17 protein-coding genes and 1 riboswitch are annotated in these 22,613 nt (G+C 38.3%); of the genes, 14 read left to right on the plus strand and 3 right to left on the minus strand.

The window, feature by feature from the left end:
* Nucleotides 1-123: 123 nt before the first annotated feature.
* Entirely contained in the window at nt 124-5,565 is a 5,442-nt protein-coding gene (locus C7B89_RS23460) for a collagen binding domain-containing protein (RefSeq protein ID WP_115674196.1), read from the plus strand.
* Nucleotides 5,566-5,620: 55 nt separating this feature from the next.
* Here C7B89_RS23460 and C7B89_RS17545 read toward each other — a convergent pair whose 3' ends face one another.
* Both C7B89_RS17545 and C7B89_RS17550 read right to left on the minus strand, forming a co-directional pair.
* Entirely contained in the window at nt 5,621-6,289 is a 669-nt protein-coding gene (locus C7B89_RS17545) for a class A sortase (protein ID WP_054548575.1), read from the minus strand.
* Nucleotides 6,290-6,410: 121 nt separating this feature from the next.
* Complete coding sequence (locus C7B89_RS17550; protein WP_004231516.1) at nt 6,411-6,596, minus strand: 2-hydroxymuconate tautomerase; 186 nt, start codon at nt 6,594-6,596, stop codon at nt 6,411-6,413.
* Nucleotides 6,597-6,762: 166 nt separating this feature from the next.
* Between C7B89_RS17550 and C7B89_RS17555 the strand changes: the two genes are divergently transcribed.
* Nucleotides 6,763-7,281: a YwhD family protein gene (locus tag C7B89_RS17555; protein WP_066036952.1), complete on the plus strand. Its 519-nt coding sequence runs from the start codon at nt 6,763-6,765 to the stop codon at nt 7,279-7,281.
* A 354-nt stretch (nt 7,282-7,635) separates the two neighbouring features.
* Here the strand turns inward: C7B89_RS17555 and C7B89_RS17560 are convergent, their stop codons facing one another.
* Nucleotides 7,636-9,690: a transglycosylase domain-containing protein gene (locus tag C7B89_RS17560; RefSeq protein ID WP_048393764.1), complete on the minus strand. Its 2,055-nt coding sequence runs from the start codon at nt 9,688-9,690 to the stop codon at nt 7,636-7,638.
* A 301-nt stretch (nt 9,691-9,991) separates the two neighbouring features.
* On the opposite strand from C7B89_RS17560, the gene speB reads away from it, so the two are divergent.
* The 12 genes from speB to C7B89_RS17620 all read left to right on the plus strand — a co-directional run bounded on the left by speB (nt 9,992) and on the right by C7B89_RS17620 (nt 22,378).
* Complete coding sequence (gene speB / locus C7B89_RS17565) at nt 9,992-10,864, plus strand: agmatinase (RefSeq protein ID WP_004231519.1); 873 nt, start codon at nt 9,992-9,994, stop codon at nt 10,862-10,864.
* 164 nt (nt 10,865-11,028) lie between these two features.
* Nucleotides 11,029-11,304, plus strand: coding sequence for a hypothetical protein (locus C7B89_RS17570; protein ID WP_115674197.1), 276 nt, complete (start codon nt 11,029-11,031; stop codon nt 11,302-11,304).
* A 24-nt stretch (nt 11,305-11,328) separates the two neighbouring features.
* Nucleotides 11,329-11,961 (plus strand): membrane protein insertase YidC, encoded by a 633-nt coding sequence (yidC, locus tag C7B89_RS17575; RefSeq protein ID WP_115674198.1) that lies wholly within the window; start codon nt 11,329-11,331, stop codon nt 11,959-11,961.
* Nucleotides 11,962-12,116: 155 nt separating this feature from the next.
* Nucleotides 12,117-12,548 carry a YwiB family protein gene (locus C7B89_RS17580; protein WP_048393761.1) on the plus strand — a complete coding sequence of 144 codons (432 nt, stop codon included), beginning with the start codon at nt 12,117-12,119 and terminating at the stop codon, nt 12,546-12,548.
* A complete protein-coding gene (gene argS, locus C7B89_RS17585) occupies nt 12,548-14,215 on the plus strand; it encodes an arginine--tRNA ligase (RefSeq protein ID WP_048393759.1) in 1,668 nt (555 codons plus the stop codon). Before C7B89_RS17580 ends, argS begins: the two co-directional genes overlap by 1 nt.
* Nucleotides 14,216-14,447: 232 nt before the next feature.
* On the plus strand, nt 14,448-14,837 hold the full coding sequence (locus C7B89_RS17590; protein WP_066037054.1) for a MerR family transcriptional regulator: 390 nt from the start codon (nt 14,448-14,450) through the stop codon (nt 14,835-14,837).
* A complete protein-coding gene (locus C7B89_RS17595) occupies nt 14,830-16,332 on the plus strand; it encodes a class I adenylate-forming enzyme family protein (RefSeq protein ID WP_115674199.1) in 1,503 nt (500 codons plus the stop codon). Before C7B89_RS17590 ends, C7B89_RS17595 begins: the two co-directional genes overlap by 8 nt.
* A gap of 1 nt (nt 16,333) precedes the next feature.
* Entirely contained in the window at nt 16,334-18,001 is a 1,668-nt protein-coding gene (locus C7B89_RS17600; RefSeq protein ID WP_115674200.1) for an acyl-CoA dehydrogenase family protein, read from the plus strand.
* Between the two features lie 57 nt (nt 18,002-18,058).
* Nucleotides 18,059-18,241: riboswitch (cobalamin riboswitch) on the plus strand.
* Between the two features lie 137 nt (nt 18,242-18,378).
* Nucleotides 18,379-19,347: an ABC transporter substrate-binding protein gene (locus tag C7B89_RS17605; RefSeq protein WP_115674201.1), complete on the plus strand. Its 969-nt coding sequence runs from the start codon at nt 18,379-18,381 to the stop codon at nt 19,345-19,347.
* Nucleotides 19,344-20,345, plus strand: coding sequence for a FecCD family ABC transporter permease (locus C7B89_RS17610; protein ID WP_066036948.1), 1,002 nt, complete (start codon nt 19,344-19,346; stop codon nt 20,343-20,345). The genes C7B89_RS17605 and C7B89_RS17610 overlap by 4 nt, the downstream gene beginning before the upstream one ends.
* Complete coding sequence (locus tag C7B89_RS17615) at nt 20,342-21,802, plus strand: adenosylcobinamide amidohydrolase (protein WP_115674202.1); 1,461 nt, start codon at nt 20,342-20,344, stop codon at nt 21,800-21,802. The genes C7B89_RS17610 and C7B89_RS17615 overlap by 4 nt, the downstream gene beginning before the upstream one ends.
* Nucleotides 21,803-21,814: 12 nt before the next feature.
* Nucleotides 21,815-22,378, plus strand: coding sequence for a cob(I)yrinic acid a,c-diamide adenosyltransferase (locus tag C7B89_RS17620; protein ID WP_004231536.1), 564 nt, complete (start codon nt 21,815-21,817; stop codon nt 22,376-22,378).
* Nucleotides 22,379-22,613 lie beyond the last annotated feature (235 nt).

The raw sequence follows: 22,613 nt of genomic DNA on the forward strand, positions 1-22,613 counted from the left end.
CCATAAAAATTAAAGGAAAGAGAGAGTGACCTATTGTTTGTTCATTCCTTTCCTAAAACTGAAAGGATCAATCTTTGTAGCAAACAGTATCAGGTATCTCTCTAACTAAAAAAGGAGAGAAACATGAAAAAATTAAACATAGCGATAATTATATTGCTACTTGTATTTCAAACAGTACTTTCACCAATTTCAGTGTTTGCCGACGAGAGTCAACCACCTGTGACTCCTCAAAATGAATCTAGCGAAAATACTGTGATTGATTCTAATGGAGAAGTAGGAAACCAAAATACTACAAGTGAAATACCAAGTGAAGATGCTGCTGAAGTGACAACTCCAGAAGATGAAACAAAATCAGAAGAGCAAACAGAAGGACAGCAAGAAGAGCAGCCAGAAGGACAGCAAGAAGAGCAACCAGAAGAACAGCAAGAAGGACAGCCAGAAGAACAACAAGAAGAAGAGCAGATAGAAAACCAGCCACAGCTAATAATGCCATTAGGTGCGCCAGTAGGTTACCCTGTTGAAAATATGCAAGCAGATGTGACGATGTCATTTAGTGGCTTAAAGCTCTTTTCACAAGGTGGAGCATTAATTACAAATGCTACAGATTTAGCAAATTATTCAGGGCCAAAACCGAAAAAGGGTGATGTAGTATATCTAAACTACACATTCTCTGTGGATCCAACAATTGATTATGGAATAGGTTCTACGTTCACATTCCAATTACCTGCCAATATGATTGAAGAGTACACAGCAGGTTCTTTTAATCAATCAAGAACATTAACAGAGACTGGTGATTGGTTAGCCTATTCGTCAAGCTATAACAGTGCTACAAAAACAGTAACAGTCACAATAGATAGTGAATTAGAACAAGGGCAATCAGGTAGTATGAACTTTGAGTTTATGGCGAAATTTGATAATTTTGCTGATGAAAGTGAACTTGAACAATCATTAATAATCCCTGTGCTTGGAGGAGCAGATGTTCAACTAGACTTTGAATTTGCACCTACAGGTAGTGGGCAATTACTAACTAAAAATGCTGGTTCTATTACACGTGACGCAAGTGGTGAAGTAACGATTCCATGGACAGTTTGGGTGAATACTGGTGGGCAAAAACTTGAAAGTGCAAGTTTGAATGATGTACCAGATACAAAGCATGAGCTGGCAGGAAATATTACAGTTGAGCGATATAAAATAGGTTTGAGTGGATTTAATCCAAACAGCCCAGGTGCTGTAGACGCTACAAGCAATGAAACCTCATTCCCTATCTCATTGACAGATGGATACTATGCATACAAAGTAACATATAACACTGTTGTAACAGCAGATCCAACTGCATCAAGTATGCCCTATACAAACGTAGCTACTTTGACAGGGACAAATATCCCTGCTAACACAACAGCCAATGGAACACAAACTGTACAGTATGGACCAAGCTTAGATAAAACAAGAAGTGGCGATAAATATAATTCGACATGGACAATCAAGTATAACTGGCTAGGTCAAAAAATACCTGCTGATAAAGCGAAACTAACAGATACACTAACAGGCTCGTCGCCAACAACTGGTAAGCATAAAATTGATTACAGTAGTTTTGAAGTATATCGTGTAACTTTATCGAATGACGGTCAAACGGAGCAATCTTCAATTCTGTTAAGTGAAGGTCAAGATTATAGCTTCGATTCACAAAATAATTATAATTTTATAATCAACTTTGATCATTCAACAAATACTACAGGTCCAGCTGGTGAGGTGACATCAGCGTTTAAAGTTGTCTATGATACAGAGCTGGAAGATGAATTTGTTACAGATGCAAATACGGGTACGATTACAAATACTGTAACAAGAGGAGATAGTGGTTCAGACACAGCAACTCTAGACCTGGCTTCAAACATCTTTAATAAAGCACGCGGGGCAATTGACTATGTAAACAAAACAATTACATGGACTTTAACCATTAATGCTGAGAAAGATTTGAAAAACTTTGTAATAGAAGATGACTTTACAACCACAAATAAAGCTGGAGAAACGTTAAAACACACTTTAACACCATGGAACGGTACTGACTTCTATGAGGTTACTGGTGCAAATGGTTTAACGTACACGATTACAGATAAGGGGGGGAGTGCCCCAACTATAGGCAACGAAGGTTTTAAAATGGAATTTTCAAGTGACATTCCAAAAGACCGCACAGTTACTATTCGATACAAAACAAAGTACGATATTAAGCCAAACGGAGGTGTAGCAACCGCGTATATTAATACGGCTGATGCAACATGGGATGGCGCAATAGATTCTCATAACCAAGCATTAGATAGAACTGCTAATTATACGCCAGATTCTACTTCTCCAACAAACAATAATGGCTACAAAAAAGTTGTCGTAGATAACCAGACACAAGAGTTTTCTTGGCGTATTGGGGTTAATATCAATAAACAAGATATAAACAGTGCTACCTTAACAGATACATTAGGTGCGGGTCATTATATTCCTGTTCCAGATGGTCAAACATTAAAAGATCAAATTACCATATCTAAGCTAAACTTAACAACAGAAGAGGGAACAAAAAATGGTACATTAGATCCTGCTAAATGGACTGTTACAGAAACACTAACAGATAACAAGGTTACAGGTTTTGAAATTACGTTTATTAACCTAGATCCAATTACTGATAACAACGAAGCGTATTTAATTGAATACAAAACAAAAGATGCTGACGATATTTATGGTCAAAACTCAACTAATGCTCCAAGAGATTACACAAATACAGCGACTCTAGATACTCCACACAATGGAAGCTATAATTATAATGCAACAGCAAAAATTAGTAATCTTGCAAATGAGTTAATTAAAAAAACAGCGACACCTGTTCCAGCCAGCGATATTATTAATTGGGCAGTTACAGTAAATGCTTCTAATTCAAAATTAGGAAATATTACATTAACAGACAAACCATCAAGTAACCAAAAAATATTAACAAATACGTTCAAGAAACAAGAGATTAAACTAAATGCAAATGGGACTTCTCAAAATATAGGATCCCCTATTACTGTGGATGCTAGCGAAATTGTCCTAAATCAAGATGGTAGTTTTAGTCTTAATTTGGGAGAATTAAATGGCAAAGGTTATGTTGTTACGTATTCCACATTCTTTATGGGGGATGGTAACGCGGGTGAAACAATTTCTAATAGTGCCTCTATTGGTTACGCTGGAGCAACAGCTGCAGGTACAAGTGACCACGGTGGCGATAGCAAAACATTTAAATATAGCTCATCTGATACAAGTGCATCAGGTGTTAAGGGTACATTGCAATTAAAAAAATATAAAGTAAATCCTTTAACAGGTAAACGTGAACAGTTTGCTGGTGTTAAGTTTGAATTATGGAATAAAAATAACACAATCAAACTTGATGAAGGAACAACAGATGCAGATGGTACATTGACATTTGAACAAGTGCGTTACGGAAAGTATACGTTAAGAGAGGAATCACCAGGGGGCTATATTGCGATTGCGCCAATCACGATTACAATGGGAGCAAATATAGATATTACTCCAGGTGTGGATGGTAAAGCATATGTTATTGATAACATTGAGGATGTTAATTTAACAAATGCCTGTCCAGCATTCACATTAACAGTGAAAGATATTGATGGTAATGCTATTGCTAATAAAAATATTAAATTAATTGATAGCAACGGCAATGCAAAATACACGGGCACAACAAATGCTGCGGGGCAAGTATCAGATATTAAGCGACCTGGTACAGGTGGTAAAGAAGTCCAAGCAGGCGTGTATACATTAGTGGACGAAAATGACATTCCTTTAGGTACTGTTACCGTTAAATATGGTACTGGAGAATGTCAAGATACAGTCCAACCTACAAATTCATGTCCTAACTTTAAAATTACTGTAAAAAATGAGAATGGAAATCCACGTCCAAATGTATCAGTTACACTTAAAGATCTAAGTAATACTGTTATAGCTACTGGCACAACAAATAGTGATGGTCAATTCATCATTGATAAAACAACTCCAGCAGGAAAATATAAGCTATATGAGGGTACCCAGTATTTAGGTGAAGTAAATGTTACGTATCACAATGATAATTGCCAAAGTGAAGTACAGTTATCACCAAAATGTGAAACGTTTGAATTAACTGTCTATGATGTTGATGGTAATTTAGTTGCAGATGGTACTTCAGTAACGGTTAAAAATAAAGATACAGGTAACATTATAGCTACAAAAACTACAAAAGACGGTGTAATTGAATTAAGTGATTTAGAGCCAGGTGTTTACACAGTTGTAGTTGATGGAGAAGAAATTGATGAGTTTGAAAGCAATATCGATTGTAAAGCGAGCGTTCAACCAACACCAAAATGTGAAAACTTCACAGTAATAATCAAAGATAATACTGGCATCATCAAGCCAGGTAACGATGTCATTATTAAAGATAAATCTGGAAAAGTAATCTCAACAAATAAGGATAAAGATGGAAATTTAACATTTGTATCTAAAACAACTCCTGCGGGTAAATATGATGTATATGATAAAAATATTTACTTAGGTGAGATAGAAGTTTCTTATGCGAGTGTTCCTTGTGAAATTACATTATCAATTGCACCAGTTTGTCCAGCCTTTACATTGACAATTAACAATATGTTTGGTCAACCACGTGTAGGCGTAAAAGTAACAATAACAGGTGAAGATGGTATACAGGTTGAAGATAATGGTTCAACAGAGTTTATAACAGATAGTAAGGGTCAAATTACGATCAATAATTCAATTATTAAGCCAGGTAAGTATATTGTAAGGGAGAATGGTAAGACAATTATTGGTACAGTTATCGTGGGTAATACATGCGAGGCTAAAATTCAGCCAAGTCTACCAGTAACACCTCCTACAACTAATCCAGGAAATCCAGATCCAGACCCAGAAAAACCAGTGGATCCGAACAAACCGAATCCTGATCCAGAGAAACCAGTGGATCCGAACAAACCGAATCCAGATCCAGAGAAACCAGTGGATCCCAACAAACCAAATCCAGATCCAGAGAAACCAGTGGATCCGAACAAACCAAATCCAGATCCAGAAAAACCGGTGGATCCGAACAAACCCAATCCAGATCCAGAAAAACCGGTGGATCCGAATAAACCAAATCCAGATCCAGAGAATCCTGTAGAACCAAACAAACCAAATACAGATTCAAATAATTCGGCCAATCCTGGAAAAACTGAGGGATCTAAACCTTCTGTTCAAGGTGTCATTGATCAAGGGAAAAACTTACCGCCTTATAATCCAACTAAAGCTACAAAAGATACATTAGATGCTTATAAGGATTTCTTGAATAAATATAGTCAATTAACTAAAGAGGAACAGGAAGCTGTTGCAGAATCACTTGATATTAACAAAATTAAATCGGATGCAAAACGATTAGAAGCTCAATTAAAAGCACAAGGTAAATTACCTCAGACAGATGGTGCCGATCAAACAGCACTAATGCTGATTGGAGTAGCACTTATTCTTGGTGCATTATACTTCTTACGTCGCCGCAACGCTGAAGTTAAATAATTACTTAAAAGAAGAAGCCCCTAAGACTCTTAAATCTTAGGGGCTTCACCTATTTCTAAAATGCTTCTGATAGCTTTTCAGGTGCTTTATCAAATGGATATTGTTGAACAAAATCAGCTTGTATGGCAAGACGCTTTGATCCATTATCAGCACATGTAATGAGTGTTAAAACAGTTTTATTTGGAATATCATCGATTACATAAATATCTGTTGCCGCAATGACTTTCTTAGAAGCTAAATGATATTCATAAATATTGGTTAAATCCGTTACATAGACTGTATCTCCTATACTTGCTTTATATAGAGGACTAAATAAGATATCCTTTTCTTCAAAATAATGTCCTGCTAAGGCGTAATTTCCCTGCCCGAGGCTTTGATTTGGCTTCATGGTACCTGCCCCTACGGCAAGTGCAGCATTTCCAACACCTTTGACAATCGGAAGTTGCATGTCAACACTTGGTATGGCGATACTACCAATTATGGGCATTTTATTGGCCTTTGTTTGAGCCTTTAATACCTCCGCTATGGACAGCGATTGTACATCCTCAAATACATAATCTGCATTAACCTGATTATTCTTTTCAATCTCTTCTACACTGATTTCAGTAGTATTTAATTGATGGCTTAAATGGGCAATGATCGCATTTTGAATGGGGCTGATAAATACAAGTATTAGGCCAAGGACGAGCATAGTGATGAGCAATATTATCTTCAGTTTATTCATGTCGTAGATCACATCCTTGTTTTTGAAATAGAAGGTTTTATTCCAGCAAAAGATGGTTAACTTATGACCATTTCAAAAAAATGGATAGAGCGTTAAGATGCTTGCTCTATCCATCTTACTACTATTTGTCGCTAAAACGCACGCCTGCAACGCCGTAATGATTTTTAGACATTTCTTCAATAAAAACTGTTACATTTTCTGCAGGTGCATTAACTGTGCGAGATACTGCTTCTGTTACTTCTTTTACAAGAGCACGTTTTTGTTCCTCTGTACGACCTTCAAGCATTTTCACTGTTACGTATGGCATAATATTGCCTCCTTTATAGAATAATGTTGTATAGTTAGTTTATAAGAAAGTATAAACTTCTTACTTGCGTTGAGGCATATACGCAATGGCGAAAATAGTGATTGTTTCGACAAAATATGCGTTGATATGCTTTCCTTTATAATAGCAGAATGGAGGATATTTAAGTATGACAAATGAAGAAAAACCAAAACAAAAAATGGGTTTTACCATTATAAAAAACGATCCAACAGATGGACATAAAGGGTTTGGTATCGGTTCACTTTCATTAGAGAATGTATCGCCTGTAATAGTGGACGTAGAAGAGGGGACGGCTTCTGTTGAAATTGGTGCCATGCATGCAAGAAGTGACGTAGAGCGTGGTATTAAATTTACAATGGACCGTGCTGATTCAGAGGGCGGGAAACTGTATTGGCTCGTGTGGGTGACGATAGACCATAAAGAAAATGGGCCATATTATGCAGGAGTTACAGCCTGTGAGATGGTTGTAAATCGTGAAAAACGACGTGGCTATAAAATTCTAGCTGATCATGTAAATAAAATGGATAAATCCATGAAACGTCATATTATTGTAGAGCATATGGATGCACCGTCTAAAAAAGTGTTAGCTTCTTTCCTTAAACAACTTAATCCAGAATTGTGGGAACGTAGTGAGGAGCAATTGCGTCAAGACTTATTTGTCGAATAGACTCGTAATGATTGAACAATCTGTGACATTTTGCAATCGCTTTCGATATTAGGTTGAAAGTGTGTTTGAAACAAAGTACACTTGATGCAGAGCTTACATTTTAGTAAGCTAGGACACTTGGTATCGCGAATGTGATGAGCGCTATGCGGCATTTGAACAACCCAAACCCAAGCCAAATGCCCCATGATGCTCATACTTCGCGGACCATAAAAAAAGAAAAGCTTTCTGTTCCCACGGACACGTCTCCGGGGAAGAGAAAGCTTTTCTTATTTTTAGTATATCAGTTACTTTGTCGAGAGCCTTCATAGCTAAAAACGTATTAGGATTAAAAAGGTTTCCGAAATTATCTTGTTTTTAGTCCTTAAATATAGAGAATGGTAGCATATTCCAAAATTCTCCCCATGTATTACTGTCGAGAATATCGAAGTTTGTACATTTTTCAGTAGGTACATCCTTCGACTCTACATAGACTAGACGTTGTTTAGGACAAGCGTCAGTCGCTAATTTACCTGTTTCAATATCAATGACAACGCCCTCTACACCTTTAGGTTTTTTGAAATCCTCATTTTTTGTACCTTTGTTGACAGTTTCCATAAAGTCAATCCAGATTTGCTTTGTTGCAGCAGTATCTTCCTTCGTGGTAAGGTTTTTACCCTGATCATAGCCATTCCATACACCAGCAGTTAGTTTTGGAGTAAAACCAATTAACCATTGATCACTATTCGTAGAACCTGATTTAGCAGCATATGTGTGTGTCATACGTGAACGAATACTGATTCCTGTAGCGGGTGAATAGTCACTGAAAACAGGATCAAAAATACCTGTCATCATTTCTGTTAAGATGTATGCATTTTCTTTAGAAATGGCTGTTTCAGCTTTGCTTGCTACATCTTTGTTTTCATAAATAACATCTCCATGTGCATTTTTAATGGATACAATGGTTGTTGGTGTTGTTTGCTGTCCTTGCGACGCCAAAATATTATATGCATTTGTCATTTCGTATAATGTCGTTTCAATCGTTCCTAGTGCAATGGATAAATTATCCTTCGCACCAATTCCTACATTAAAACGGTTTGCCATATCATGAAACTCTTTGAAGCCAATGTCCTCTAAGGTTTTTACTGCGTAAATATTATCTGAGATAGCAATAGCTTGTGCCATCGTCATATCATGATCTGCAAATTGACCGTTGACGTTTTTAGGTGCATAAGTGCCACGCCCATTATCATACGTAAAAGTTGTTTCACCAACATCTAAAAAAGTTAGTGGCGTGTAACCATTTTCTAGCGCCGCTGCATATAAGATCGGCTTAATAGTAGAGCCTGGTTGACGTTTGGCTTGTGTAACTCGGTTAAATGAGCTTACTGAATAATCACGACCACCGACTAGTGCAGTGACAGCTCCTGTTTTAGATTCCATACTTACAAACGCAGATTGCAGATCATTGGCAGGCATATTTTTGGCTACTGCTTCTTCAGCTGCTTTTTGATGCTCCAGATTAAGCGTTGTTTGAATTGTCCAGCCACCTTCACTAATATCAAGGTTTTTTGATTTTAAGATTTCACTGGCTTCTTGCCAAGCCACATCCAGGAAATAAGGGGCAACAGATTTGGTTGCAACCCAGCTATCATTTTTTAAGACGAGCTGTTCATTTTCAGCACGCGTTTTTTCTTCTTGTGTAATGGCACCTTGGTCTGCCATAAGTTTTAAAATAACGTGTTGACGATTGGTAGCCTTATCTAAATTGGCAATTGGTGAGTAAATACTTGGTCCTTTTGGTACGCCTGTTAGCATTGCTGCTTCAGCAAGCGTTAAATCACTGGCAGATTTTCCGAAATAAAAACGACTTGCAGCTTCTACTCCATACATGCCATGACCGTAATATACCGTATTCAAATAGCCCTCTAGTATTTCGTCCTTGTCATAAAAAACTTCTAATCTATAAGCATACAGGGCTTCGTTTAATTTACGTGTCCAAGACTTTTCATGGGAAAGATAAAGGTTACGAGCATATTGTTGCGTAATGGTACTAGCTCCTTGAACCTTACCACCAGCCTTAATGTCCACTAAAATGGCACCAGCAATACGTGAATAGTCGAAACCGCCATGTTGATAGAAATCTTTATCTTCAACAGCAACAACTGCTTCCTTTAAATAAGGTGACATCTCATCGAGGCCGACCCAATATCGTCGTTGATTTGTAAAGTGATCCCCAATTTGGTTCTCATTTTCATCTAAGAAAATAGAAGCCTTTGGTACGGTTAAAGGCGGTGCACCAGCCACTTGAACATAGATGCGGAGTGCGACAAACGCTACGACAATTGCAGATGTAAAGGCCACGAATAACGTAAGGCTTTTGCGTGTGCGCTTTACACGTTGTTGCTTTCGATGATAGCTTTTTCGTTTCATCCGACTTCACCTCGTTTTCTCACAACTTCGAACTTAGCTTTAGTATGTGTTCGAACATTCATCTTTAATCGAAATTCTAACTAAAAACTATTGCACTTTATTCAAAAACATCTATACTTTTTTTGTACTACTTGAAATGCTGGCATTCGACAAAAAAATTGCACCTTGTAGATTTTAATCGAAATTTGCTAGACGTTCCAATAATGTATACGAGGATAAAAGGATACAGGTTTCATTACAATCCTGTAAGCCATAATAGAAGAAGACGAAAAATGATGATTAATTATATGGAGGGCTAGCAATGAGATTTGATGAAGCTTATTCAGGAAATGTTTTTATAAAAAGTCATCCTACATATGACGACGCACAGGCAGTAATTTATGGTATGCCAATGGATTGGACAGTAAGTTACCGTCCAGGATCACGTTTCGGTCCACAGCGTATCCGTGAGGTATCCATTGGTCTTGAAGAGTACAGTCCATATCTAGATCGTGAGCTTGAGGAAGTAAAGTACTTTGATGCAGGGGATATTCCACTACCATTCGGTAATGCACAGCGTTCTTTAGATGAAATTGAGAAATTTATAGAGAAATTATTAGCAGATGGCAAGATTCCTGTCGGCATGGGTGGCGAGCATCTAGTGTCTTGGCCAGTAATGAAGGCTGTATCAGCTAAATATGATGATCTTGCTATTATTCACTTTGATGCACATACGGATTTACGTGTGGAATATGAGGGAGAGCCACTTTCGCACTCCACACCAATCCGTAAAATTGCGGAACATATAGGACCAAAAAATGTCTATTCATTTGGTATCCGTTCAGGTATGAAAGAGGAATTTGAATGGGCAAAGGAAAACGGCATGCATATTTCAAAATTTGAAGTACTTGAACCGTTAAAAGAGGTCCTACCAACACTAGCTGGACGCAATGTGTATGTAACAATTGATATCGATGTTTTAGATCCAGCACACGCACCAGGCACTGGTACAGTAGACTGTGGTGGTATTACTTCGAAAGAATTACTCGCTTCCATCCATGCTATTGCAGCAAGTGGTGTAAATGTAGTAGGTTTCGACCTAGTTGAAGTAGCACCGATCTACGATTCTTCAGAAATGACAGCAAACACAGCTTCAAAATTATTACGGGAAATGATTTTAGGCTGGGTAAAATAAATAAGATTGGTTGAATGGGGTTTAGCTATGAGCTAGCCCCATTTTATATTTTTGAAATGAAGAATGAGCCTTAGCATAAAATTGAAACTTATTTTACTTTGTAGCGTAGATAAGTTAGGTAAAATGTATGTTTCTTCAATTTTAATAAAGGGAGGAGGAGTATTATGATTTGGTCACTTCTCATGAATGATTTATTCATTTTTGTCAGTACAATGGAATACTTTTGGCTATTAGCATCTTTGGTTTTAACTGTATTAAGTGTTCATTTGCATCTGTATCTCGTCAATAAAATAACCGTTCAAGATGTGAAAGACGAGGAGTTTGAAGTTGACTATACTATCACGAATACTTGGACTCCACCTATGCTAACGTGGTTTGTTCTATGTATTAGAATATCCGAAGACAATGAGGAAGAAAGTGTATCTCCTAGTTTGATTTAAACTTTAAAACTAGGAGGACAACCATTGTTAACATTTTTAGCACAACCTATTATTACCCTCATTCATTTCATCCATTCTTTTACAGGTAGCTACGCACTTAGTGTCATTGGTATTACGATTGCAGTCAGATTAATTCTTATGCCGTTATTTATTCGATCGGCAAAACACCAAAAGCACTCAAAAGAATTAATGACTACCATTAAGCCTGAATTAGATGCGCTTACAGATAAATATAAGAATAGTCAAAGCGAATCTGAAAAAAGAATGGTACAGCAACAAATCCAAGAGCTAACTTCAGATTCATTGAAAAGCTCTTTACTAGGTTGTTTACCAATCATTATTCAATTACCGATATTATTTTCACTGTACTACGCGATTAAGCTAGATTCAGTGATTGCCAGTGAAAATTTCCTTTGGATGAATTTAGGGACGATTGATATTGGGGTTTCGATGATTGCTTGTTTGATTTATTTCATTCAAAGTTGTATAGCCCTAGAGAAAAGTCAACCATTAAATATGAAGATAATGGTATTTATTAATCCTCTCATGATCCTCATTTTTAGTCTGTTCAATCCAGCGATTATCCCGATCTATTGGACTGTTAGTGCTTTATTGTTAATAGTTCAACAATTGATTATAAGAAAATGGTATAGATAAAATGAAATCCTCTCTTTCCGTTATGGAAGGAGAGGGTTTTTATTTTCTCGAATAAACTTGTTGAGGAGCTTTACATCACTTCTATCTTGAAAAACCATAAGTATTCATCCTATAATAAAAAGGTTATAGTAAAAGACTAAAAAGGGGCATCCGTTATGGCGAACGAAGTAAGATCGCATGTGAACATAAAGCTCATTTCTACCATTCGTCCAAGTGATGGGGAGTCCGAAAGTTATGAAATGTGGCTCAAAGGGCAGCTACTTGAAAAGGCAGGAAGCTTGTATTTGAAATATGATGAGGTGCAGGAGGATAAAATCGTCCGCACAACGATGAAGTTAGGTCATGAGAAGGCACTAATTATGCGTGCTGGAGCGGTTAATATGCGATTACCGCTGAACATAATCGAACAACAAAAAGGGCATTATGAAAGTGAGTTCGGTTCTATGCCCCTCGTGATTGATACGAAAAATATGACGTTTACAAAACTGGCAACAAGCGGAGATTTCCATGTACAGTACGATTTACTAATGGGTGGGCAATCCGTTGGCAACTATACATTAGATATTACATTTACGGAGGTACAATGATGAACGCAGTAGAACAAGTACAACAGGCTATTAAAGCAGCGATCGTGCAGGCTGTTGAAAAAGCTGGTCTAGTTGAGGCTGGCACAGAATTATCGATTCACCTAGAAACACCAAAGGATAAAGCAAATGGTGACTATGCAACAAACATTGCGATGCAATTAACGAAGTTAGCTAAAAAGCCACCACGTGCTATCGCCGAAGCTATTTTAGAAAATCTTGATCCATCAGGCACTGATATTGAAAAGATTGATATTGCTGGCCCAGGCTTCATGAATATCACAGTGCGTAAAGATTTCCTAACAGAGGTAGTGACACAGGTGCTTGAGCAAGGTACGGACTATGGCCGCTCAAATGCAGGTGCTGGGGAAAAGATTCAAGTGGAGTTCGTTTCAGCAAATCCTACTGGAGATCTTCACCTAGGTCATGCTCGTGGCGCTTCTGTTGGTGATTCCTTATGTAATGTGTTGGATATGGCTGGTTACAGTGTCTCTCGTGAATATTATATTAATGATGCAGGTAATCAAATTAATAACTTAGCTTATTCATTAGAAGCTCGTTATAAACAAGCATTAGGAATGGAAGCTGAAATGCCAGAAGACGGCTATCATGGGCAAGATATTATTGATATTGCGGGTAAATTAGCAAAAGAGCATGGGGATGCAATTTTAGCAAAATCAGATGATGAGCGTTTTGCCTTCTTCCGTCAGCACGGTTTAGCTTTAGAATTAGATAAATTAAAAACAGACCTAGCAAACTTCCGTGTAAATTTTGATGTCTGGTATTCTGAAACGTCTCTATATGAAAACGGGAAAATCGAAGTAGCTTTAGATAAATTAAAAGCTAATGGACATGTGTTTGAAGAGGATGGTGCTACTTGGTTCCGCTCTACAACATTTGGTGATGATAAAGATCGTGTGCTAATTAAAAATGATGGGTCATTCACGTATTTAACACCAGATATTGCTTATCACGAAGACAAAATTGTCCGTGGCTTCGATAAATTAATCAATATTTGGGGAGCTGATCATCACGGATATATTCCACGTATGAAAGCAGCGATTCAAGCACTTGGTTATGATCGAGATACGTTAGAAGTGGAAGTTATTCAAATGGTTCAGCTTTATAAAAACGGTGAAAAATTCAAGATGTCTAAGCGTACAGGGAATGCAGTAACTATGCGTGAGCTTGTAGAAGAGGTTGGTCTTGACGCAGTTCGTTACTTCTTTGTAAAAACAGCTGGCGATTCTCATATGGACTTTGATCTTGACCTTGCAGTATCACAATCTAATGAAAACCCTGTGTACTATGCACAATATGCGCATGCACGTATTTCATCTATTTTACGTTCAGCAAATGAACAAGGCTTTGCTGCTACAACAGAACATCTCAATTTATTAACAGCAGAAAAGGAAATTGATTTACTGAAAAAGATTGGTGATTTCCCGAAAGTGGTAGCGGAAGCAGCGAAACACCGCACACCGCACCGTATCGCAAACTATATTCAAGAAACAGCAGCTGCATTCCACAGCTTCTATAATGCAGAAAAAGTATTAGATGCTTCAAATAAAGAGTTAACAGAGGCTCGTTTAGCATTAATTACGGCTGTCCGCACAACAATTGCGAACGCATTACGTTTAATCGGCGTATCTGCACCTGAAAAAATGTAATTAAACTTTAGGCTCCTAACATGAAAAGTGTTAGGGGCTTTTTTTAATGGATAGAAGGCTGAATATGAGAGATAAAGTTCCGAATGTGTTGGATAGAAAGACAAAAGAAACGGATAAACCGTGGGAAATTAGCTGTCCCAAACTTTATTTTTCTGTTAATTCCGAAAATTTTGTTGAAGTTTACGTTAACGTCAATGGTATACTGTTGCCAATTAGGAAAGGGGAGATGGTTTTGAAGACGATTCAGGAGGTAGCAAAGGAGTTTAATGTGTCTACGCGGACAATACGTTATTATGAGGAACTTGGGCTTCTTTGCCCCCATCGTTCATCTACCAACCAACGAACCTTTTCCAAAAAAGAATTGGCGAAACTCAAGCTTATTTTCAGAGGCAAGCGGTACGGATTTTCTTTAGAGGAAATCAAAGAGATGGTTTTACTATTTGATTTTGATCGCTCAGGAATTCAGCAATTAGAGCGAACGGTTGAATACGGGGAACAAAAAATTCAAGAGATTGACAGTAAAATAGCTGAGCTGACGCAGATGAAGCATGAGTTACAACAAATGCATGGCATGTTTAGCGAAAAATTAGCGACTTTAAAGGGAGAGATGCAAGATGAATAGTTCCAATTTATTAGCACGTAATGCCCGTAAGTATCCGAAAAATGAAGCCGTTATTTGTCATGGCAGAAGAGTAACCTACCAAGATTTAGATAAGCAGGTGACATGTTTTAGTAATGCTTTACTAGAGCAGGGAGTAAAGCAGGGGGATAAGGTTTTAATTTTTATGCCAAACGTTTTAGAGTTTGTTGTCAGTTACTTTGCTATTCAGCGTATTGGAGCGATCGTTGTGCCAGTCAATGCGAAGTTTACATTGCAAGAAGTAGAGTACGTGGCGCAGCATGCCGAGGCGAAGGCAATTGTCGTACATGAGGCTATTTTTGCAGCAGTTGAACAGCTAGCCGGTATTCCGTTAAAAATTAAAACAGGTCAAGAAAAAGTGGGATGGCATCAGTATGAATCAATGCTTCAAAATGCTAGTACACAAACAATTGATTGTCAGTTACAAGAGGATGACCCTTCCACGATTTTATATACATCTGGCACGACAGGAAAACCAAAGGGTGTGTTATTTAGCTACCGTAATATTTTAACAGTGGCGCAAATGATAGCTGTTGAAATGGAGGTAAAGCCTGAGAGCCGTATTTTGCTTATGATGCCATTAACACACTCTGCACCATTACATTTATTTTTAATGGCGGGTGTATTGGTAGGCTCAACAAATGTATTAACACCAACTTTTACACCCGATTTATTCATTGATTCCATTGAAAAGGAGAAAACAACACATTTCTTTGGTGCACCTGTTGCTTATTTATTAACGGCACAACTGCCAAGGCTACATTCGGCAGATTTGTCTTCTATGAAATGGTGGGTCTATGGTGGGGCACCGTTATCTCAAAGTGAGGTTCGGTTCATTCAGCAGGCATTCCGCACAAATAATTTGACTTGTGTATATGGATTAACAGAGGCAGGTCCAAGTGGCTCATTATTATTTGGCAAGGAGCATGAAGCAAAGGCAGGAAGTATTGGTCAGCGGGCGCCACTTGGTACAGAGTTGCGTATTGTGAATGACAGTGGAGAAGATGTAAATGTAGGCGAAGTGGGGGAAATTGTCTTGTTGGGTGAGGGCAACATGCTTGGCTACTATAAGGATGAAGTAGCTACTAATGAAGCCTTTATTGATGGTTGGTTAAAAACCGGAGATCTAGCTCGCAAGGATGAAGATGGTTTTATTTGGATCGTAGATCGTAAAAAGGATGTCATTATTTCGGGAGGTGTCAACATTTATCCGAAAGAAATTGAAGATTGTTTATTGAGCTTTGAAGGTATATTCGAGGTTGCGGTAATTGGTGTACCACATCCGCAATGGGGGGAAACTGTAAAGGCGGTGTATTCTGCTAAACAAGACATCCATGAGGAAGCTTTGAAAGCTTATTTAGAGGAGCATCTTGCAAAGTTTAAAATACCACGTATTTTTGAAAAAGTAGAAGCGCTACCACGCAATGCATCAGGCAAAATATTAAAACAAAATTTAAAGGGGCAAGAGGTGAGATAGCATGAAAGTATTACAACAAGAAGCAATGCGTACTACGAACTTTTTTACTGAAGATGACACGCTTCAAAAAATAGTGGAAATGATGTTAGATAAAGAGTTTTTATCCTATGCCCAACGAGAGTTAACAGATTTTGGTGAGCTATGTGCAGGTGATATTGATGCGAGGGCAAAGCATACAGATCGACAGGGTGAGCCTCGCCTTCAAAGATATGATGCCTATGGTGAAGAGATATCAGAGGTTTGGGTTAATGATGGCTATAAAAAAACGATTGAAGAGACATATAATACTGGGATTGTAGGTTATGTACACAAGCATATTCCGCAGCTAGGACACAAGGGGAATTATGTTTATAGCTTTGCACAAGGTTATTTGCTATCACATGCAGAGCCCGGTTTTTATTGTCCAGTAACATTGACAATGGCAACTGCCTATCTATTAGATCATTATGCAGATGAAGAGGTAAAGCAGCGTTTTTTACCACATGTGTGTGCAACAGGTGACACAGATTTATATGAAGGTGCGACCTTTTTAACAGAACGTCAAGGGGGCTCTGACGTAGGTGCAAATGTGGTGGAGGCGAGAAAGGATGGCACTGCTTATCGTCTATATGGTGAAAAATATTTTGCATCCAATGCGGGCATGTGTGGTGTAGCGATGGTATTAGCACGACTAGAAGGTGCGCCAGCAGGTTCCAAAGGCTTAACATTGTTTGCAGTTCCTTGGCGCAAAGAAGATGGAACAACAAATCATTTACGTATTCGCCGACTGAAAGATAAGCTAGGCGTTCGGGCAGTTCCCTCTGGTGAGGTAGAATTTGATGGTGCACTTGCCTATGTTGTAGGGGAGCAAAATAAAGGGATTTATTATATGCTAGAAGCACTAAATCTCTCTAGAATTTGTAATGCAGTCGCTTCAATTGGTATTATGCGTCGCGGCTTCTTAGAGGCAAAACATTATGTAAGCAATCGACATGCATTTGGCAAGCCCTTAACACAGTACCCTATGATTCAGGATACTTTAGGGAAATTTGCAGCTAAGTTGCACGTGGAAGTAGCGACAGTTTTTGACCTTATCCAATTATACGATAAAGTGACAAGTGGACAGGGAACTCAGCAAGATCTTATTATGAATCGTTTATATATTGCCATTATGAAAAAGGAAACAGCAGAGCAAGCTGTTCATTATGCTAGTGAGGCAATTGAATTACACGGAGGTAATGGCTATATAGAAGACTTTGTAACGCCCCGCTTATTAAGAGACGCCCAAGTGTTAACGGTGTGGGAGGGGACGGCTAATATTTTGGCCTTAGAACTCATTCGTTTAGTAGATAAGTTTCATGCTCATGAACTGTTTGTACAGGAGATGGAGGAACGATTAGACAAATTAGCTGACAGCTCACTAGTACAAATCGTTAAAGAACAATTGGCGAATATGTCTGTGAAACTGCAAATTTTTAGCGCTTTAGACGAGGCAACGAAAACTTTTGAAGCTAAAGGTATGGCGGAAAAAATGGCTCACCTTTATGAAAGTGTCATAGCGGTTGAGTGGGCACATAAATTTGGTGGGAAATATGAAAAACTAGCAGACGTTTATTTAGAGCAGACATGGTCATTAAGAGAAATGGGTGCACAAATGAAAACAGTTCAATACTTTTCTGAAATTGTATAATGGCCTGGGAGTCGTCTTGAATGGAGGCGACTTCTTTCATTTTCATGTATAATAAAATCAACTGAATATTATAAAGGTTCTTTACTTAAGTAAAGTGAAAAGGGAAATCGGTGTAATTCCGATGCGGTCCCGCCACTGTAAGTGTGAGTTTTTTCAAATGATGCCACTGAAGATTTCGGGAAGGCTTGAAAAATCGCAAGTAGCACTAGCCAGGAGACCTGCCTTTATAACGACATGACAACCTACGAGGATAGGGTGGTGGATTTTGTATCAGTTTTTTTGGTGCGATTTTGCCCCCTCATCGATCAAAGATGAGGGGTTTTATTTTGATGTAGAATAAAGCGAAATGTCGCACGGATCAACGAAGGAGGATTCACATGAAGAAATTTTGGAAAATAGGATTATCAGCATTTTTAGCAGTAGGCTTGCTAGCTGCTTGTGGGCAGGAAGCAAAAGATAACAAGCCATCTAACGAGCAGCAAACACAGCAAGAAACAGCACAGGTGGATGAAGCAACATTCCCAATGACGATAACAGATGCCCTTGGTAAGGACATTACACTTGAAGCACCTCCTGAGAAAATTGTTTCACTTATTCCAAGTAATACTGAAATCCTTTTTGGACTAGATTTAAATGATGAAATAGTTGGTGTTACGGACAACGACGATTATCCGCCAGAGGCAGCTGAGAAGGATAAGGTTGGCGGTATGGAATACGATATTGAAAAAATTATTGCCTTAAAACCAGATATCGTTTTTTCACACGAATCTAGCATGTCTCTTTCAGAAGAGGCTATTGCACAGCTTGAATCAGCAGGTTTGAAAGTATTTGTTGTAAAAAATGCACAAGACTTTAATGAAACATATACAACAATTGAGCAACTTGGACGTGCTACAGGGAAATTACCAGAGGCAGAAAAAATTGTCGCTAATATGAAGGCAAAAGTAGAAGAAGTTTTGTCTAAAGTCAAGGATGTTGAACCCAAAAAAGTGTTAGTTGAAGCATCAGATGAGCCAGATATTTATACAGCTGGCAATGGTACATTTATGAACGCTATGCTTGAAATGATCAATGCAAAGAATGTAGCTGTAGATGGCGATAATTGGTATAAAATTGATGCAGAACAAATTATCGCAAAAAATCCAGATGTCATCGTGGTGACATATCATTATGTACCAGATATTTTAACGAAAATACCAAAACGTGCGGGCTTTGATACGATTAATGCCGTAAAAAATAATGCGATTGTGCAGGTAGATGAAAGTACGACAAGTCGTCAAGGGCCACGTTTAGCTGAAGGTCTAGAAGAATTAGCAAAAGCAATCTATCCTGAGGTATTTAAGTGAAAAAAATAGCACTAGCCTATACATTAACATGTACGCTTCTTCTTATTAGCATCTGGTGTGGCGTAGCGATAGGCTCGGTTCATATTCCATTAGAAGTATTGTGGAATAAGGCGGTTGATGAAACAGCCGCCAATATCTTTTGGAAAATTCGTTTGCCTCGCGTGTTATTAGCGGGACTAGTAGGCGCATCTCTAGCTATTGCTGGAGCAGCTTTCCAAGGTTTATTAAAAAATCCATTAGCAGATCCATATACACTAGGGGTTTCATCAGGGGCTTCTGTTGGTGCTGTTTTAACGATCTTTTTTAGTATTTCTATACCTGTTGTCGGTTTGTATGCGCTGCCAATCTTCAGTATGATTGGTGCTATCATTACGATGGTAGTTGTTATGAGCTTTGCTAGACTCGTAGACCGCTCATTAAAAATGGAAACGTTGATATTAACAGGTGTTATTTTTAGTTCTTTTTTAGGTTCCCTTATTTCATTAATGATTGCCTTATCTGGTGAAGAATTACGTCAGGTAATAGGCTGGCTACTTGGTTCTGTTTCGATGCGTGGTTGGCCATATGTCCAAATGATCATTCCTTTTGTGATTGTTGGTTCAATTATGCTATGGACACAAAGACGAGAATTAAATGTCTTGTTGTATGGTGAAGAGCGAGCAAAACATTTAGGTGTTAATGTAAAGCGCAGTAAATATTTGATATTAGCAGGTGGCTCCATGTTAACTGGAGCGGCTGTAGCGGTTTCTGGCACAATTGGCTTTGTAGGATTAGTGGTGCCGCATATGACAAGGATGATTTGGGGTTCTGATCATCGCCACTTATTACCATTATCTTTTTTCAATGGTGCAACATTACTCATTATTTGCGACTTAGTAGCACGAACAATCATTGTGCCAAGAGAGCTACCAATTGGTGTTATTACGGCATTTATTGGAGCACCTGTTTTCTCCTATATTTTTTATAAGCAGCGAAGAAGCAAGGGGGTACGGGCATGATTGTTGTTGAACATCTATCAGGTGGCTATGAAGATGTACCAATCGTCAGGGACATTAGTTTTACTGTTGAAAAAGGAAAAATTCTTGGCATTCTAGGGCCGAATGGTAGCGGGAAATCCACATTATTAAAAGTAATGAGTGGTATTTTACCAGCTACTGCTGGAACCGTCTCGATTGATGGACAAAATATTCTTTCTTATAATGCTCGTGCTTTGGCGAAAAAAATGGCTGTATTACCACAGCTTCATGCAAATGCTTTCTCGAACAGTGTGAGAGAGGCAGTTTCACTGGGGCGCTACCCGCATCAAACAGGCTTTTTCTCGAGTTGGTCTGCACAAGATGAGAAGGCAGTTCAACATGCAATGCTTCAAACAGGTGTAAAGCGATATGAGCATACACCGATGGAATTTTTATCTGGCGGTGAACAACAAAGAGCTTTTGTTGCACAGGCATTAGCTCAAACAGCTGAAATCTTACTGCTGGATGAACCAACGAATCATCTTGATATTGCACACCAACGTCAAATTTTAGATATGGTTCGGAAGGAAGCTATGGAGTGTGGTTTAACAGTCGTTATGGTACTACACGATATGAATTTAGCCTCTCTTTATTGTGATGAATTATTGCTGATGGAAAGCGGACAAATGAGAGCACTTGGTGCACCACATGAAGTATTAATTGCCTCCCAAATTGAAGAAGTTTATCAAGCACGGGTGACTACATATGCTCACCCTGAAATACCAAAACCCCAAATTACAATAATGCCCGCAGCTACAGACTATCAGCAGCGAGCTGTCATCAAAAAAGAGCACTTTACGATAACTGAACAATATATCCAACTTCAATCAGAGCTTCCTCTGAAGACCGTATCTTCTGCAGTTCATAACCCAGGTATTGGCTGGCATAATTGCTTATTAAATCGCTCAGTTCCTGGTGATTATGTCATTAGCGATGTGAAAAGAGAAGTTAAAGAATTTTTGAAAAGGGAAAATTTTTCATCTACAAATACTGTTGTTATGCTTACAGCAGTACCAACAGCTCTAGTGGCCATCAATGAATTTTCAGCACCTTTTGGCAGTATAATCGTAGCTGTAACAGCTGGCGTAGGCAATGCAGTTGATGTATCTCGAGTACACGAAAGACAAGATGATCCATATATTGGTACTATTAATACATGGGTTATCGTTAATGGTTGTTTATCGGAAGAGGCATTTTTTCAGGCATTGATGACAGCAACTGAGGCAAAAACAAAGGCGTTGCAATCAGAAAATATTCGTGATGAGCGGAGTGGAACAATTGCAACAGGTACTGCTACAGATAGTCTGTTAATTGCTGCAACTCAAAAAGGAGAAGAAATGCTGTATGGTGGCCCAATTACGGAAGTTGGTAAAATGATTGCAAAGGGTGTCTATGAAACAACAGTTCAGGCGATTAGGAATTATAAAAACCAGTTTTAGGAGATGAGAGAAATGAAGCTTTACACGAAAACAGGCGATACGGGGAAAACAAGTCTTATTGGAGGACGGGTTGATAAAGATAGTTTACGTGTGGAAACATATGGGGCAATTGATGAATTAAATTCCTTTATTGGGAAGGCCGTAAGTGAATTAGATCAAGCGCTTTTCAAGGATATTTTAACAGACCTAGAGACAATTCAGCATGAGTTGTTCGATGCTGGTGGAGACCTTGCTAATGTGATGAAAGAACGTCATTATAAATTAACAGAGCAACCGATAGAAGTACTTGAAGCTCGTATAGATGCTTTATCAGACGAAGCGCCACCTTTACAACGTTTTATTTTACCAGGAGGTGCACCAGCAGCGGCAACTTTACACATTGCACGCACGGTTGCACGTCGAGCAGAACGTGAAATGGTGACACTTATGAAAGAAGTTGAAGATGTACCCAAGGTTGTACAAAAATATTTAAATCGCTTATCGGATTATTTATTTGCAGCTGCACGTGTTGTAAATGCTCGCTTAAACGTAGCAGATGTTGAATATATTCGCAGTGGGAATGTTTTTAAAAAATAAAGTTTGATTTAAAAAATGTTTTTGTACAAAAAATGAATTCCAGATGTTAAGCTACGGGTCGGTATAGGTTTGTATGCAATTTAGCAGATGTTCAAAAGTCTACTGAATATGCGACATCCCCTAAGTATAATAGTTAAGGAAAGTAAAATTGCTACTTTGAAAAATTCAGGGTGGCTTTTTTTCTTGTAAAATGTAAGAATATAAAATTATCAGAAATATTTCCGTTTTATGTTGA

It is taken from the genome of Lysinibacillus capsici, assembly GCF_003367505.1.
GTDB classification, from domain to species: Bacteria; Bacillota; Bacilli; order Bacillales_A; family Planococcaceae; genus Lysinibacillus; species Lysinibacillus capsici.